Genomic DNA, 15,519 nt, shown 5'->3' with positions numbered 1-15,519 from the left:
AACGGCTTCGATCGGGAGCCGCCGAGATGACACGAAGGACGGCTCATGCTGGCGACGCTGGAGCGGGTGCCTGTCGATCTGGACGGCCTAGACTGGCTGGCGATGAACGATCAGGCATCGATTGACGCACAGCCGGACGCCGACGCCGCTTCTGCGCGCCGTGAATTCGAAGAGCAGGCGATCCCGTACATGGACCAGCTCTACGGCGCGGCCATGCGGATGACCCGGAACCCCGCCGACGCCGCGGATCTCGTGCAGGAGACGTTCGTGAAGGCGTACGCCTCCTGGGCCAGCTTCACGCAGGGCACGAACCTGAAGGCATGGCTGTACCGGATCCTTACGAACACCTACATCAACATCTACCGCAAGCGTCAGCGCGAGCCGTATCAGGGCACGATCGACGAGCTCGAGGACTGGCAGCTCGGCGGCGCCGAGTCGACCACCGCCTCGCACAGCCGATCGGCCGAGGCGGAGGCGATCGACCGGATGCCGGCGTCGATCGTCAAGGAGGCGCTGCAGGCCGTGCCGGAGGACTTCCGGCTGGCGGTCTACCTCGCCGACGTCGAGGGGTTCGCCTACCAGGAGATCGCCGACATCATGAAGACCCCCATCGGCACCGTCATGAGCCGCCTGCACCGCGGGCGCCGCATGCTCCGGGAGCTGCTGGCGGACTACGCCGCAGAGCGAGGAATCGCCACGGCCGCGACGAGGAGCACGAAATGACCGACTGCGGATGTGCCAAGGCACGGCAGGATCTGGAGGAGTACCTCCGCAACGAGATGTGCAAGACGGAGCACTCCGACATCCGCGAGCATCTGGAGAGCTGCCCGTCCTGCGCCGAGGAGGCACGGGTCGCGACCACGCTGACCGAGGTCGTCTCCCGGGCCTGCAAGGAGACCGCGCCCGAGGAGCTGCGGGATCAGGTGCTGGCGAGACTGCGCGCCGTCCAGGCCGTCGCCCACTGACCTTCACGCGTCTTGCGGCGTCCGCCGCACCGGTCACACGTCAGAAGCCCTCGCTAGGGTGGACGCATGGTCTTTCCTGACGCTCGCGATGTGCCCGTCGACCCGCTCTCCGAGCAGCGGCTGAGCGGATCCGGTCTGGACTACCGGATCGTGGACCTGGCCGATCCGGCGGCGGCACGCGCCTTCGTGCGTGCCGAGACACGCGGATTCCTCGACCAGGAACCGGACGACGAGAGTGTCCGGGCGACGGTCGACATGATGGCCGCGCGTCGCAACGTGGGCGTGTATGCGGCGACTGCCGGGAGCGCCGTGGACGCGCTGCCGGTCGCGACGGTGGACTCGTGGGTCACCCCGATGACCGTGCCGGGCGGCGGCCACGTGCCGATGTGGGCGATCAGTGCGGTCACCGTCGCTGGCACGCACCGCCGCCGCGGCATCGCCCGGAGTCTCCTCGAGGGGGAGCTGCGTGCGGCCGTCGGTGCCGGTATTCCGGTGGCTGGCCTCACGGCGACCGAGGCGACCATCTACGGGCGGTACGGGTTCGGACCCGCGGCGCCGGTCGCGCGCGTCGAGGTCGATGCGCGCCGGGCGGGCGGCATCGCGCCGGAGCCGACCGGTGTCGTCGAGTACGTCGACCGGGAGCAGCTCCCCGAGGCGCTGTCTCAGGTGCACGAGCGCGCGCGAGAGCAGCGCGCAGGACAGATCCCCGGATGGCCGCTGCGCTGGATGAGGCTGGCCGGCACGGCGCCGGGGGAGGAGAAGGGCAGGGCGGTCCGCGGTGCGCAGTACCGCGATGCGGACGGCGTGGTGCGCGGAGTGCTGGTGTACGCGCTCGAGATCCTCGACGCGGAGTTCGGCGCCGACCTCGTCATCCGTCATGTGGTGGCCGACGCCCCGGAGGCGCTGCGTGCGCTGTGGGCGTTCGCGGTGAACCACGATCTGATCCGCACCGTCCGCGCCGATCTGCAGCCGGTCGACGACCCGCTGCCGTGGCTCGTCGCGGACCAGCGCGCGGTGCGGACGACCGTGCACGATCACGGCTGGCTGCGGATCCTGGACGTCCCGTCCGCACTCGGTGCCCGTTCCTATCGCGCGCCGCTGGATCTCGTGATCCGGGTGTCGGATCCGCTGGGGTTCGCCGAGGGATCCTGGCGGGTGCGGATCGGCCAGGATGGTGCCGCGGTCATCGAGCCGACCGCGGACGCTGCCGACATCGCCCTGGACGTGGCGGCGCTGTCGTCGCTGTATCTGGGCGGCGTGAGCGCGACGACTCTGCGCGCGGCCGGGCGGATCACGGCGACGGCGGACAGCGCCGCGTCGTTCGATGACGCGTTCGGCAGTGCCTCGGCACCGACGCTCAGCATCTGGTACTGATCACCGCAGCCCGACGCGAACGACGCGGTGCCCCGGTCACCCGGGACACCGCGTCGGAAGCGGAACGGCCTAGATCGTCAGCGCTCGCGAGAGCAGGTCGGCCTGTTCGGCCGCGTGCACCTTCGAGGATCCGCTGGCCGGAGCAGCCGAGGCCGGGCGCGTGATCGGACGGACCACGCGCGTCCCCGGCACGGTCTGGAAGTGCAGGGCGAGGAACGGCCAGGCGCCCTGGTTCTCCGGCTCCTCCTGCATCCAGACGAGCTCGGCGTTCGGGTAGGTGTCCGCGATGGACTTGAGCGCGCGCAGCGGCGCCGGGTAGAGCTGCTCGACGCGCACCAGCGCGATCTCCGGGTTCGGCCTCTTGTCCAGCTCGCTGACCAGATCCCAGTGCACCTTGCCGGAGTGGAAGATCACGCGCTTGACGGCGGCGCGATCCAGTTCGCGGGTGTCGTCGATGACCGGTTCGAACCGGCCCTTCGTGAAGTCCTCGACGGGGCTGGTCGCCCCGCGCAGACGCAGCATCGCCTTCGGGGTGAACACGATCAGCGGCCGGCGCGGACGGGCGTACGCCTGACGGCGCAGCAGGTGGAAGTACGACGCGGGAGTCGACGGCCGGGCCACGGTCATATTGTCCTGTGCGCACAGCTGCAGGAACCGCTCGATGCGGCCGGAGGAGTGATCCGGTCCCTGGCCCTCGTAGCCGTGCGGCAGCAGCATGACGATGCTCGACTGCTGACCCCACTTCTGCTCCGCCGCGGAGATGTACTCGTCGATGACCGACTGCGCGCCGTTCACGAAGTCGCCGAACTGCGCCTCCCACAGCACCAGCGCCTCTGGCCGCTCCACCGAGTAGCCGTACTCGAAGCCGAGCGCGGCGTACTCGCTGAGCAGCGAGTCGTACACGAAGAACCGGGCCTGGTTGTCGGACAGGTTCGCCAGCGGCAGCCACTCCTGGCCGTTCGCGCGGTCGTGCAGGGCGGCGTGCCGGGACACGAAGGTGCCGCGGCGCGAGTCTTGGCCTGCCAGGCGCACCGGAGTGCCCTCGACCAGCAGGGATCCGAACGCGAGCAGCTCGCCGAAGCCCCAGTCGATGCCGCCGTTGCGGCTCATGTCGACGCGCTTGTCCATCGCCTGCTGCAGCTTGGGGTGCACGGTGAAGCCCTCGGGCTTGTTCGCGTGCGCGTCTCCGATCAGGTGCACGACCTCGAGCGGCACGCCGGTCACCTCGGGGGAGCCGACCTGGTCGTCCACGGGCGCGAGGTCGGGGGCGATCGGCGTGGCGCCGGTCGCGGCCGCATGCGTCTCCGCGAAGGCGATCTCCAGACGGTTCTGGAAGTCGGCCTTGGCCTGGTCGTACTCGTCCTGGGTGATGTCACCGCGGCCGACGAGCGACTCCGTGTACAGGCTGCGCACGGAGCGCTTGGCCTGGATGAGGTCGGTCATCAGCGGCTGCGTCATCGACGGGTCATCGCCCTCGTTGTGCCCGCGGCGGCGGTAGCACACCAGGTCGATCACGACGTCGCGGTGGAAGCGCTCACGGTATTCGAACGCGAGTTGCGCGACGTGGATCACGGCCTCGGGGTCGTCGCCGTTGACGTGCAGGATCGGGGCCTGGATCGTCTTGGCGACGTCGGTCGCGTACACCGACGTGCGCGAGTCGATCGGCAGCGTCGTGAAGCCGACCTGATTGTTCACCACCACGTGCACGGTGCCGCCGGTGCGGTAGCCGCGCAGCTGCGACATCTGCAGGGTCTCCACGACCACGCCCTGGCCCGCGAAGGCCGCGTCGCCGTGCACGAGGATCGGCAGCCACGTGAACGTCGCGATCGGCTTGCGGTCCTGCTTGGCGCGGGCGATGCCCTCCAGCACGCCGTCCACCGTCTCGAGGTGCGAGGGGTTCGCGGCGAGCAGGATCGGCAGCTCTGCGCCGTCATCGGAGATGAAGGTGCCCTCGGTGCCGAGGTGGTACTTCACATCCCCCGAGCCGCGCTGGTTGCCCGGGAGGGTGGATCCCTCGAACTCGCGGAACACCTGGCCGTAGGTCTTGCCCGCGATGTTCGCGAGCACGTTCAGCCGGCCGCGGTGCGCCATGCCGATCGCGGCGCCGTCCAGGCCCGCGCCTGCAGCACCCTGCAGGATCTCGTCCAGCAGCGGCACGAGCGACTCCGCGCCCTCGAGCGAGAACCGCTTCTGGCCGACGTACTTGGTCTGCAGGAACGTCTCGAACGCCTCGGCCTCGTTCAGCTTGCTCAGCACGCGCAGCTGCTCGTCGTGGCCGGGCTTGACGTACTTGACCTCGACCTTCTCCTGGAACCACTCGCGCTGCTCGGGATCCTGGATGTGCATGTACTCGATGCCGATCGTGCGGCAGTACGAGTCGCGGAGCACCCCGAGGATGTCGCGCAGCTTGAGCTGGCGGCGCCCGCCGAAGCCGTTCGTGACGAACTCGCGGTCCAGGTCCCAGAAGGTCAGGCCGTGGGTCTCGATCTCGAGGTCGGGGTGGGTGCGCTGCACGTACTCGAGCGGGTCGATGTCGGCCATGAGGTGGCCGCGCACGCGGTAGGAGTTGATGAGCTCCTGCACGCGGGCGGTCTTGTCGATGCGCTCGGACAGGTCGACCGCGATGTCGCCGGCCCAGCGGATCGGCGCGTACGGGATGCGCAGGGCGCGGAACACGTCGTCGTAGAACCCGCGCTGCCCGATCAGCAGCTCGTGCACCTTCTTCAGGAACTCGCCGGATCCGGCGCCCTGGATGACGCGGTGGTCGTACGTGCTGGTGAGCGTGATCGTCTTGCCGATGCCGAGCACGTCGATCGTCTTCTGGCTGGTGCCCTGGAACTCGGCCGGGTACTCGAGGGCGCCGGCGCCGATGATGCAGCCCTGGCCCTTCATCAGACGCGGCACGGAGTGCACCGTGCCGATGCCGCCGGGGTTGGTCAGCGAGAGCGTGGTGCCCTGGAAATCCGCGGCGGTGAGCTTGTTCCCGCGGGCGCGGACGATGAGATCCTCGTAGGCGGAGAGGAACTCGCCGAACGTGAGCGTCTCGGCGCGCTTGATGCTCGGCACCAGCAGCGCGCGGGTGCCGTCGGGCTTGGGCACGTCGATCGCGATGCCGAGGTTGATGTGCGCGGGTGACACGACGCTGGGCTTGCCGTCGACCTCCGCGTAGTACACGTTCTGGCTGGGGAAGTCCTTGAGCGCCTGGATCAGCGCCCAACCGATGAGGTGGGTGAAGCTCACCTTGCCGCCGCGGGTGCGGGACATGTGGTTGTTGATGACGATGCGGTTGTCGATCATCAGCTTCGCCGGGACCGTGCGGACGCTGGTCGCGGTGGGGACGGTCAGCGACTCGTCCATGTTGGCGGCGAGCGCCTTCGGCATGCCGCGCAGCGGAGTGACGAGATCCTCGTGATGCTCGGTCCCCGACTCGCCCGCGGTGCGATCCTGCGCCTGGGCGGGGATCGGGGTGTCGCGGGCGGGCTTGGTCGTGGTCCGGGCGACGGGCTGCTGGCCGATCACCGGGATCGGGGCCGTGACCGGGTGCGCCTCCGCGGCGGTGGGAGCCGCCGTCGCGGGAGCCGCCGTCGCGGGCGCCGCAGAACCAGCGGGCGCCGTGGCCTCGTCCAAGGGATGGTAGTTCTCGAGTACCGGCCACCACTCCTTGTCGACGGAGTTCCGGTCGATCTTGAACTGTTCGTACAGCTCATCGACGAGCCAGGAATTGGCCCCGAACTCCCCGTCACCCGAAGTCCCGACGCCGGTCACCTGGCTCGACACGCTCGATCGCCCTCTTTCATCGCTGAAGCAGGAGGTGATTTCCGCCCCGGGCCTCTCCCGGGTATGGCCACGCTCCGGGTGTCAAGCCTAACGTGTCGGCGGCGTTCGCAGGGTCGCCGGATGGCGCGTTCTCCGAGTCCGTTCCGGTGCAGGGCGGCTACCCTGGGGGCATGCAGTTCTCCGGTGAACGACCGATGGTGGATCTGACCTACTCGGACGTGTTCCTCGTGCCCCGTCGCTCCGCGGTCACCAGCCGGCTGCAGGTCGATCTGGCGCCGCAGGACGGCACTCCGGCGACCATCCCGCTGGTGTCCTCGAACATGAACTCGGTGACCGGTCCGCGGCTGGCCGCGGTGCTCGCGCGCCGGGGCGGCATCGGCGTGCTGCCGCAGGACATGCCACTGCAGGAGCTGGACGAGGCGATCCGCTGGGTGAAGCGCCAGCCGGTCGCCTGGGACACCCCGCTGGTGCTGTCCCCGCTCGCCACGGTGGAGGACGCGCTGCGGCTGCTCCCGGCGACCGAGGGGCACGGGGTCGTCGTCGCCGACCGCCCCGGCGAGGTCACGGCGGATGCGATCCACGGCATCCTCCCCGCGACCCGGCTCGCCACTGCTCTGCGCGACGCGCAGCTGGGCGACCTGGTCCGCGCCGACTCCCCGTCCCTGGACGCGGAGGACATCGAGGACGGGCGCACCGCGTTCGACGCCATCACCGCAGCGGAGGCCGAGATGGTGTGCGTGCTGCGGCACGGCCATCTGGTCGGCACGCAGACCGCCCGCGGCGCGCTGCGCTCCACGCTGTACCGCCCCGCGGTCGACGCCTCGGGCAGGCTGGCGGTCGCCGCGGCCGTCGGCATCAACGGAGACGTCGCGGCGAAGGCCACCGCACTCGCCGCCGCCGGCGTGGACGTGCTCGTCGTGGACACCGCGCATGGCCACCAGGAGGGCATGCTCGCGGCGTTGCGCACGGTCGCGGGCCTCGGATTGGGGATCCCGATCGTGGCGGGCAACATCGTCACCCCCGACGGGGTGCACGACCTCGTCGACGCGGGAGCGACGATCCTCAAGGTCGGCGTCGGCCCTGGCGCGATGTGCACCACGCGCATGATGACCGCCGTCGGCCGGCCGCAGTTCTCTGCCGTGCTGGAGACCGCGCAGGCCGCACGCGAGCTCGGCGCGCATGTGTGGGCGGACGGCGGCGTGCGCTATCCCCGCGATGTCGCCCTCGCGCTCGCCGCGGGCGCGGCCTCGGTCATGGTCGGATCCTGGTTCGCCGGCACGATCGAAGCCCCGGGGGAGCTGCAGACCGACGCCGACGGGCGCCTCTACAAGGAGTCGTGGGGGATGGCGTCGACGAAGGCGGTGCAGGCCCGGTTCGGGCGGCTGGACGCGTACGAGCGGGCGCGCAAGGAGCTGTTCGCCGAGGGCATCTCGTCGTCGCGGATCTACCTGGATCCGCTCCGCCCCAGCGTCGAGGACCTGCTGGACATGATCACCTCCGGGGTGCGCTCGTCGTTCACCTACGCCGGGGCCTCCTCGGTGGCCGAATTCCACGACCGTGCGCTCGTCGGCCTGCAGTCGGCCGCGGGGTACGAAGAGGGCAAGGCCCTGCCCGTCAGCTGGTGAGGGCCTCGCGCGGGTGGTGAAGGTGATGCGCGGGCGGTGAGGGCCCTGCCTGCGCCTGCGCCCTCCGGATCCGCTCGCGCTGTCGTTTCCTGAATTCGCTGCGGATAATGGTGCCGCGCGTCCAGCGAAAAGCAGCGCGGACGCGAACGGCGGGAGGCCGGCGTTTCTCCTCCACATTCGTGGCGGTGCGCGGTTTCTGCGCGGATTGCGCAGGCGCTGCCGTGCCGATGCGTCGCGCGTGTGACGGTTTCGAGATGGAAGCCGCGACCGAGCACCCCATCATCGTCCATCGAAGACGCGAGCAGGGCGGAGCCGTCGACGATCGACGGCTCCGCCGACTCGTGGCGGACGGGACCTACGTCCGGATCGTCTCCGGCAGCTATGCGAACGCCGCGGAGTGGCGGATTCTGACTCCGATGCAGCGGCATCTCGTGCGAGTGCTCGAGACCGCGGACCGCACCCGAGCTCCCGTGGTTCTCACGCACGCGGCGGCCGCCGCGGTGTGGGGCATGGATCGGATCAGCGCCTGGCCGAGCAGGGTCGACGTGCGCATACCCCTCGCCTCCGGAGGGAGGTCGTCGGGGGCGATCAGAAGACGGGCGCTCGGCTTCGACGGCGTCGAACTCGTCCCGTGGCGCGGGCACCTGGTCACTTCTCCCGCCCAGACCGCGATCGATCTGGTCGCCGAATCCGGTTTCACGGACGGCGTCATCGCTCTGGACCAGGCGATGTGGTCGTCGCGAGAGTCCGGTGCGCTCACCGACGTGCACCAGGTCAGCGAGGCGCTCGCCGCTCAGACTCGCCGGGGGCTCGGGCGGGTGCAGCGCGCGATCGACTTCTCGACGCACCTGTCCGACTCGGTGCGCGAATCGCAGAGCAGGGTGCTGCTGGACCTGCTCGGCTTTCCCGCGCCCATACTTCAGCACAGCTTCACGCTGCCGGGGATCGGTCGGGTGAAGACCGACTTCTGGTTCGAGGCGTTCGAGCACGCCGGCGAATTCGATGGCACCGGCAAATATCTGGACCCCGCACTGCGCAACGGCAGGACGGCGAATCAGGTGCTGCTCGACGAGAAGGATCGCGGCGACGCGCTGCGTCGAGTGGTGCGGCGCGTCTCGCGCTGGCGGACGGGGGCGCTGAAGGATCCTCGGCTGCTGTACGACATCCTCGTGGCGGACGGCTTGCCCTCGCGTTTTCCACGTCCGCGGAAGGGGGCGGCGTGGTGAGCGCTGCGACACCGGCTGTGCTCGCGCTGCAGTTTCCTGGTCGGGCTATACCGATTTCAGCCGCGGTTTCAGGAAAGAACAGCGTGAGCGGATCGGCCGGTCGAGTTGCGCCGCGCTTTCAGGAAAGAGCAGCGCAAAGGGTGCGATCCGACAGGCCCGCGCGGGTTCGGCGCCGCTGTCCGCGCCGCTCTCGGCGCCGCTGTCCGCGCAGCCTCCGCCCGCGGGTTCCGCTCAGCTTCGACGCGACGATCCGCCGGTAGACTCGTGCGCACCATGGACGACCCCCCTTCTTGCAGTACATCGCCCCACTGTCCGGTCTCCGCCTTCGCGGAGGTGACGCCATGATGGATTACATCTGGCTGGGCGTGGGGCTTCTGCTCATCGTGGGGACGGGTCTTTTCGTCGCCAGCGAGTTCGCGCTCGTCAACCTCGATCGCGCCGATCTGGAGGCGCGCCGGGAGCGCGGGGAGACCCGCCTGTCGATGACGATCGCGGCGTTGCGGATCACCTCGACGCACCTGTCGTCGGCGCAGCTCGGGATCACCCTGACCACGCTGCTCACAGGTTTCACCATGGAGCCCGCACTGTCGAACCTGTTCCGTCCTGTGTTGAGTGGGTGGGGGATCCCGGAGGCGGTGACGGCGACGATCGCCGTGATCGTCGCGATGGTCGTCGCCACGACGCTGTCGATGATCCTCGGGGAGCTGGTCCCGAAGAACTTCGCGATGGCGCTCCCGGTGGCGACCGCGAAGGTGGTCATCCCGTTCCAGACCGTCTTCACGACCGTGTTCCGCCCCATCGTCGCCGTGCTGAACGGCAGCGCCAACGCCGTGCTGCGCGGAATGGGGATCGAGCCGAAGGAAGAGCTCTCCGGCGCGCGCTCCGCCGAGGAGCTGAGTTCGCTCGTGCGGCGCTCGGCGAGCGCGGGCGTGCTCGAGAAGGACACCGCGACGCTGCTGGATCGCAGCCTCGGCTTCGCCCGGCTCACCGCCGCCGACGTGATGACGCCGCGTCCCAGCATGCATGCCATCTCGGCCGACGACTCCGCCGACGAGGTGATCCGGCTGGCCCGGCGCACCGGGCACAGCCGCTTTCCGGTGTATGACGAGGATTTCGACGACATCACCGGCGTCGTGCACCTCAAGGCCGCCGTCTCCGTGCCGCGGGAGCGCCGCACCGAGGTGCCGGCCGGGGCGCTGGCATCCGAGCCGCTGCGTGTGCCGGAGACCGTGCACCTCGACGCCCTCGTGGCCCAGCTGCGCGGCGGCGGCTACCAGCTCGCGATCGTCGTCGACGAGTACGGCGGCACCGCGGGCATCGTGACGCTGGAGGATCTCGTGGAGGAGATCGTCGGCGAGGTGTCCGACGAGCACGACCGCAGTCGCGCCGGCGTCGTGCGCGGGCCCGACTCGATCACCTTCCCGGCCGAGCTTCGCCCCGATGAGCTGCGGGCCAGCGCCGGCATCGAGGTGCCGGAGGGCGACGTGTACGACACCGTCGGCGGGTACGTAATGAGCGTCCTGGAGCGCGTCCCGGTGAGCGGCGATGAGGTCCCCGTGCCCGGAGGGATCCTGCACGTCCTGCGGATGCAGGGTCGCAGGGTGGATCGGATCCGCTTCACGCCCACGCCCGCATCGGACGCTCCGGCCGGCGAGGAAGCGACCCGATGAACGAGTGGACCGGAATCGCCTGGCTCGTCGTCCTGCTTGCCTTCAACGCGTTCTTCGTCGCCGCCGAGTTCGCGGTGATCTCGGCGCGCCGCTCGCAGATCGAACCGCTCGCGGAGCGTGGATCGCGCTCGGCGCGCACCGCTCTCTATGCGATGGAGCACGCCACGCTCATGCTGGCGACCTCGCAGCTGGGCATCACGGTGTGCTCGCTGCTGATCCTGAACGTGTCAGAGCCCGCGATGCACCACCTGCTGGAGGCTCCGCTGCACGCGCTGGGGCTGGCCGTTGCCGCGGTGGATGTCGTCGCCTTCGTGATCACCCTCGTGCTGGTGTCATTCCTGCACGTCGTCTTCGGCGAGATGGTGCCGAAGAACCTCGCGTTCTCGGTCCCCGACCGGGCCGTGCTGATCCTCGCGACGCCCCTGGTGTGGCTGTCGAAGGTGCTGTATCCGGTGATCCGCACGCTGAACGCGGCGGCGAACGGCGTCGTCCGGCTGTTCCGGGTCGAACCGAAGGCCGAGGCCGCGTCCACCTTCACGCTCGAGGAGGTCGCGACGATCGTCGACCAGTCCCGCCGCGAGGGCGTGCTGACCGACGCGGCCGGCACGGTCAGCGCCGTCGTGGAGTTCACCGACAAGGACGCCCGCGACGTGGCAGTCCCCCTCGCGGGGCTCGTCACGCTGCCGCTGGACGCCACGCCGGACGACGTGGAGCGCGCGGTGGCCCGCTACGGCTTCTCCCGGTACGTCATGGTGGACGCCGAGGGTGCCCCGATCGGCTACGTGCACCTGAAGGACGTGATCCGCTCCGCCGAGGGGCCGGAGGCCGTCGCGAGGGCCGCGGAGCCGATCCCCGCGAAGCGGATCCATCAGATGGTGCCGATGCAGGAGGACACCGACCTGGAGGACGCGTTGGCGATCATGCGCCGCGCCGGCCGCCACCTCGCTCAGGTGCGCGACGGGGAGGGCCGCACCACCGCGATCCTGTTCCTGGAGGACATCATCGAGGAGCTGGTCGGGGAGGTGCGCGACATCACCCGGCGCGGGCACGGGCGGTAGGTCAGCGCCAGCGCGCGCGAAGGTACTGCTCGGGCCAGGCGACCTCGTCGCCGAGTTCGTGCGCGGCGCGCAGGCCGAAGTGCGGATCGCGCAGCCATTCCCGGCCGGCGAAGATCGCGTCGGCGTCTCCGGCGGCGAGCACCGCCTCGACCTGTGCGCTGTCGGTGAGCAGGCCCACGGCGGCGGATGGGATCCGCCCACCCTGCCGCACCGCGGCTGCGAGCGGAACCTGGTAGCCGGGGTGGACGTCGATGCGCTGATGGGCGACGAGGCCGCCGCTGGAGACGTCGATGAGGTCGGCGCCGTGATCGACCGCCCAGGCGCCCACGGTCGCGGCCTCCTCGGGGGTGAACCCGCCGGCGGCGTGGTCGGTCGCGGAGATCCGCACGAACACCGGGACGTCGTCTCCGGCGGTGGCGCGCACGGCGTCGACGACCTCGAGCAGCAGTCGTGCGCGGTTCTCGAGCGACCCGCCGTAGGAGTCCTCGCGGTGGTTGCTGAGCGGCGAGAGGAACTGATGCAGCAGGTAGCCGTGCGCGCCGTGGATCTCGAGCACGTCGAATCCTGCGTCGATCGCGCGCCGGGTGGCGGCGGCGAATCCGTCGACGACGCGGGCGATCCCCGCCGCGTCCAGGGCCTCGGGTTCGGCGTAGCCCTCGAACGCGATCGCCGAGGGAGCCGTCGTCGTCCAGCCGCCGTCCGCGGCGGGGACGGATCCCTGTCCTGCCGCCCACGGCCACCAGGTCGACGCCTTGCGGCCGGCGTGCGCGAGCTGCACGCCGATGCGTGCGCCGCGGTCGTGCACGGATCGCACGATGGGCGCCCAGGCGTCGCGCTGCTCATCGCTCCAGATTCCGGCGTCGCGGGGGCTGATCCGGCCCTCCGGGACGACCGCGGTGGCCTCCGCGACGATGAGGCCAGCGCCACCCGACGCGAACTGCGCGAGATGCGTGTGATGCCAGTCCTGCACGACGCCGTCGACCGCGCTGTACTGGCACATGGGCGATACCCACAGGCGGTTGCGAAGTTCGACGGAGCGGATGGTCAGCGGGGAGAAGAGAAGACTCACGGTACGACGCTACCGGCCGTGGCGGGCAGGAGGGTCGTGCGCGTGCAACCGGCGGGCAGCGCCCCCTGACGGTGCACACAGCCGTCGCACAGTACCGTTGTCCCATGCCCCAGCCGCCCGTCCCGCCCGTATGCGTGTGGTCGGGCGATGACGCGCGTCGCCTGCTGCGCGTTCCGGATCCGGATGCCGACAAGCGGCGTCGGGGCGTCGTCGCGCTGCGCGCCGGATCCGACGCCTTCCCGGGCGCCGCGGTGCTCGGTGTCGAAGGTGCCTGGCGCGCCGGAGCGGGGTATGTGCACTACGTCGGTCCCCGTCGTGCCGCGGACCTCGTGCTCGCGCGCCGGCCGGAGACCGTGGCGACCGGACCCGACAGTGGATCCGTCCGCGCGGACGCCTGGGTGATCGGATCCGGGACCGACGCGACATCCCGCACCGCGGGGGAGACCGCGGCGCTGCGCCTGCTGCTGAGCGGCGCGGATCCGGTGGTCGTCGACGCCGGGGCGCTGGACCTGCTGCCGGCGACTGCGCCGGTCATCGCCACGCCGCATGAGCGCGAGTTCGTGCGGCTGCGGGCCGCGCTCGGGCTCTCCACGCTCGCCGAGGAGGTGCTGCGGGACGCGCCCCGACGGGCAGGCGTGGTGCAGGAGACCGCGGACGCGCTGGGCGCCACGGTGCTGCTCAAGGGCGCCACGACGCTGATCGCGGCCGCCGGGGCCGGGACCGTGCTCGCCGTCTCCGCGGGCACGCCGTGGCTGGCGACGGCCGGGACCGGTGACGTGCTGGCCGGGGTGATCGGCGCGCTTGTCGCCGCCGACCGCGCGGCCGCGGCACCGACCCCGCTCGCCGAACTCGCCGCGACCGCCGCCTGGCTGCACGGCGTGGCGGGGCGGATCGCCGCGGGGGTCGGCGCGGGAGCCGAAGGGCGCCCGATCGTCGCGCTCGACGTGGCGGCGGCGCTGCCCGCGGCGTTCGCCCGGACGAGAGCCGGCGACGTCGGCCTCTCTGAGAACGACGGCCTCGCTGCGAACGACGACCGTGCCGAGAACGACGGCCTCGCGCAGCGCGGCAACGATGACGACGACCAGATCCAGGAGGTTCCCGAGTGAGCGGTGCGGAGGTGCGCGGTGCGGAGCAGGCACGCGCCGGAGTGACCGGTGCGGTGCGCCGCGTGGGTGTGCCGCTCGGCGTGCTGTGGCTGGCGTTCCTGCTCGCCCACGTCTACGCCGCCTCGATCGGCTGGACCATGCCCGCGCTGCCGATGGGCGACACCGTGTTCGTGTACGAGCCGTGGTCCCAGGCCGCGCTCGGTGGCGGGCCGATCGTCGGGATCACCGAGAGCTGGGTGTACCCGCAGGTGGCGCTGCTGCCGATGCTGGTCGCGCAGGGCATCTCGCAGCTCATCCATCCGCTGTTCCCCGGCACCTACGCGGTCGGCTCCGCAAGTTACGTCGTGGCCTGGTCGATCCTGGTCACCGCGCTGGACGCTGTCGGGTTCGCGTTCCTGCTCCGTGGCGGCCGTGCCCGTCGCAGCCGGATCCGCCAGCACGCGGCCTGGATCTGGATGGCCGCGCTGGTCGCGCTCGGCCCGATCGCGATGTTCCGCATCGACGCGATCACGCTGCCGCTCGCGATCATCGGCGGCCTGTGGCTGTTCGCGCGCCCGGCGGTCGCGAGCGCGCTGTTCACGATCGGCGCGTGGATCAAGATCTGGCCCGGTGCGCTGCTGGTCGCCGCGCTGACGCTGCTGCGCGGGCGGATCCGGATGATCGTGACCGCAGCGGTCGTCACGGCGGTCGTGGTGCTGAGTCTGGTGGCACTCGGCGGCGGGCGCTACCTGTTCGGCTTCCTCAGCCAGATGTCCGGGCGCGGACTGCAGATCGAGGCCGTCGGGGCTACACCGCTGCTGTGGCTCACGCAGATCGGCGTGACGCGGATCGAGTACGACCACCAGATCCTCACCTTCCAGCTCGCCGGCCCCGGGGTCGACGTCGTCGCCGCCCTGCTCACCCCGCTCATGGTCCTGGGCGTGATCGCCGTCGCCGTGATCGCGCTGCTCAAGCTGCGTGCCGGCGCCGCGGCCCGGCGACTGCTGCCGGCCACGATGCTCGCGCTGGTGGCGGTGCTGATCGCCGGCAACAAGGTCGGCTCCCCGCAGTTCCAGCTCTGGCTGCTCGCACCTCTGATCCTGTGGTGGCTGTGCGATCGTCCGCGCGCGACCGTGCCGACCGTGGTCGTGCTCATCGAGTTCCTGCTGACCCAGGCGGTGTATCCGATCGTCTACGACGGTCTGCTGGCCGCCGAGCCGCTGCCCATCGCGCTGCTGAGCGCCCGCAACATCCTGCTCGTCGTCACCTGCGTCCTCGCGATCCGTGCGATGGTGAAGACGCCTGTCTCCCCCCTTCCCGAACCCCGGAGGTCCTGATGCTCGTCGCCTTCTCCGTCGCCCCCAGCGGATCCGCGCCCGAACGCCCCGAGAGCGCCGACGCGTCCGTGCACGACGCGGTGGCGGCCGCCGTCGCGGTCGTGCGCGCCTCCGGCCTCGCGCACCGCACCACGAGCATGTTCACCGAGATCGAAGGGCCCGACTGGGACACGGTGATGGACGTCGTCAAGCGCGCCACCGAGGCCGTCATGCCGTTCGGATCCCGCGTCTCCCTGGTGCTCAAGGCCGACGTCCGTCCCGGCTACACGGGCGAGATCGACGGCAAGATCGAGCGCCTCGAACGCGCGATCGGTGACGCCACGGCCCTCTAAA

The 15,519-nt window shown here is 70.8% G+C and carries 12 protein-coding genes; 10 read left to right on the top strand and 2 right to left on the bottom strand.

Going from position 1 to position 15,519, the window contains the following annotated elements; genetic code table 11:
* Nucleotides 1-45 precede the first annotated feature (45 nt).
* The 3 genes from ABD882_RS09570 (at nt 46) to ABD882_RS09560 (ending at nt 2,339) form a co-directional block, all read left to right on the top strand.
* Nucleotides 46-723 (top strand): sigma-70 family RNA polymerase sigma factor, encoded by a 678-nt coding sequence (locus ABD882_RS09570; protein ID WP_425563352.1) that lies wholly within the window; start codon nt 46-48, stop codon nt 721-723.
* Entirely contained in the window at nt 720-965 is a 246-nt protein-coding gene (rsrA, locus tag ABD882_RS09565; protein ID WP_345186398.1) for a mycothiol system anti-sigma-R factor, read from the top strand. The genes ABD882_RS09570 and rsrA overlap by 4 nt, the downstream gene beginning before the upstream one ends.
* Nucleotides 966-1,031: 66 nt before the next feature.
* Complete coding sequence (locus tag ABD882_RS09560; RefSeq protein ID WP_345186395.1) at nt 1,032-2,339, top strand: GNAT family N-acetyltransferase; 1,308 nt, start codon at nt 1,032-1,034, stop codon at nt 2,337-2,339.
* A gap of 69 nt (nt 2,340-2,408) precedes the next feature.
* On the opposite strand, the gene ABD882_RS09555 is transcribed toward ABD882_RS09560, so the two are convergent.
* Nucleotides 2,409-6,116 carry a multifunctional oxoglutarate decarboxylase/oxoglutarate dehydrogenase thiamine pyrophosphate-binding subunit/dihydrolipoyllysine-residue succinyltransferase subunit gene (locus ABD882_RS09555; RefSeq protein ID WP_345186394.1) on the bottom strand — a complete coding sequence of 1,236 codons (3,708 nt, stop codon included), beginning with the start codon at nt 6,114-6,116 and terminating at the stop codon, nt 2,409-2,411.
* 170 nt (nt 6,117-6,286) lie between these two features.
* Between ABD882_RS09555 and guaB1 the strand changes: the two genes are divergently transcribed.
* The 4 genes from guaB1 to ABD882_RS09535 all read left to right on the top strand — a co-directional run bounded on the left by guaB1 (nt 6,287) and on the right by ABD882_RS09535 (nt 11,695).
* Nucleotides 6,287-7,741: a GMP reductase gene (guaB1, locus tag ABD882_RS09550; protein WP_345186393.1), complete on the top strand. Its 1,455-nt coding sequence runs from the start codon at nt 6,287-6,289 to the stop codon at nt 7,739-7,741.
* A gap of 254 nt (nt 7,742-7,995) precedes the next feature.
* Complete coding sequence (locus ABD882_RS09545) at nt 7,996-8,967, top strand: hypothetical protein (RefSeq protein WP_345186391.1); 972 nt, start codon at nt 7,996-7,998, stop codon at nt 8,965-8,967.
* 344 nt (nt 8,968-9,311) lie between these two features.
* Entirely contained in the window at nt 9,312-10,637 is a 1,326-nt protein-coding gene (locus ABD882_RS09540; RefSeq protein WP_345186549.1) for a hemolysin family protein, read from the top strand.
* The gene (locus tag ABD882_RS09535) at nt 10,634-11,695 is read left to right on the top strand and encodes a hemolysin family protein (RefSeq protein WP_345186390.1); all 1,062 of its coding nucleotides are present in this window, start codon (nt 10,634-10,636) and stop codon (nt 11,693-11,695) included. The genes ABD882_RS09540 and ABD882_RS09535 overlap by 4 nt, the downstream gene beginning before the upstream one ends.
* Nucleotide 11,696: 1 nt before the next feature.
* On the opposite strand, the gene ABD882_RS09530 is transcribed toward ABD882_RS09535, so the two are convergent.
* Nucleotides 11,697-12,764 carry an NADH:flavin oxidoreductase/NADH oxidase gene (locus ABD882_RS09530; protein ID WP_345186388.1) on the bottom strand — a complete coding sequence of 356 codons (1,068 nt, stop codon included), beginning with the start codon at nt 12,762-12,764 and terminating at the stop codon, nt 11,697-11,699.
* A 104-nt stretch (nt 12,765-12,868) separates the two neighbouring features.
* On the opposite strand from ABD882_RS09530, the gene ABD882_RS09525 reads away from it, so the two are divergent.
* Genes ABD882_RS09525 through ABD882_RS09515 form a run of 3 tightly spaced genes read left to right on the top strand, consistent with a single transcriptional unit; the run spans nt 12,869 to nt 15,518 of the window.
* A complete protein-coding gene (locus ABD882_RS09525) occupies nt 12,869-13,870 on the top strand; it encodes an ADP-dependent NAD(P)H-hydrate dehydratase (protein ID WP_345186386.1) in 1,002 nt (333 codons plus the stop codon).
* Nucleotides 13,867-15,186, top strand: a complete 1,320-nt coding sequence (locus ABD882_RS09520; protein ID WP_345186384.1) for a hypothetical protein — start codon at nt 13,867-13,869, stop codon at nt 15,184-15,186. The genes ABD882_RS09525 and ABD882_RS09520 overlap by 4 nt, the downstream gene beginning before the upstream one ends.
* Nucleotides 15,186-15,518 (top strand): thiamine-binding protein, encoded by a 333-nt coding sequence (locus tag ABD882_RS09515; protein WP_345186383.1) that lies wholly within the window; start codon nt 15,186-15,188, stop codon nt 15,516-15,518. The genes ABD882_RS09520 and ABD882_RS09515 overlap by 1 nt, the downstream gene beginning before the upstream one ends.
* The last annotated feature ends 1 nt before the right edge of the window (nt 15,519 follow it).

It is taken from the genome of Microbacterium panaciterrae (assembly GCF_039541635.1).
GTDB classification, from domain to species: Bacteria; Actinomycetota; Actinomycetes; order Actinomycetales; family Microbacteriaceae; genus Microbacterium; species Microbacterium panaciterrae.
The sequence above is the reverse complement of the archived record's forward strand: the minus strand, read 5'-3'. Positions and strand labels throughout refer to the sequence as shown.

Bases quoted from the DNA above. Each gene is read 5' to 3' on its own strand.
- rsrA (WP_345186398.1), top strand. From the start codon at position 720: ATGACCGACTGCGGATGTGCCAAGGCACGGCAGGATCTGGAGGAGTAC.
- ABD882_RS09560 (WP_345186395.1), top strand. From the start codon at position 1,032: ATGGTCTTTCCTGACGCTCGCGATGTGCCCGTCGACCCGCTCTCCGAG.
- ABD882_RS09570 (WP_425563352.1), top strand. From the start codon at position 46: ATGCTGGCGACGCTGGAGCGGGTGCCTGTCGATCTGGACGGCCTAGAC.
- ABD882_RS09545 (WP_345186391.1), top strand. From the start codon at position 7,996: ATGGAAGCCGCGACCGAGCACCCCATCATCGTCCATCGAAGACGCGAG.
- ABD882_RS09525 (WP_345186386.1), top strand. From the start codon at position 12,869: ATGCCCCAGCCGCCCGTCCCGCCCGTATGCGTGTGGTCGGGCGATGAC.
- ABD882_RS09515 (WP_345186383.1), top strand. From the start codon at position 15,186: ATGCTCGTCGCCTTCTCCGTCGCCCCCAGCGGATCCGCGCCCGAACGC.
- ABD882_RS09535 (WP_345186390.1), top strand. From the start codon at position 10,634: ATGAACGAGTGGACCGGAATCGCCTGGCTCGTCGTCCTGCTTGCCTTC.
- ABD882_RS09540 (WP_345186549.1), top strand. From the start codon at position 9,312: ATGGATTACATCTGGCTGGGCGTGGGGCTTCTGCTCATCGTGGGGACG.
- guaB1 (WP_345186393.1), top strand. From the start codon at position 6,287: ATGCAGTTCTCCGGTGAACGACCGATGGTGGATCTGACCTACTCGGAC.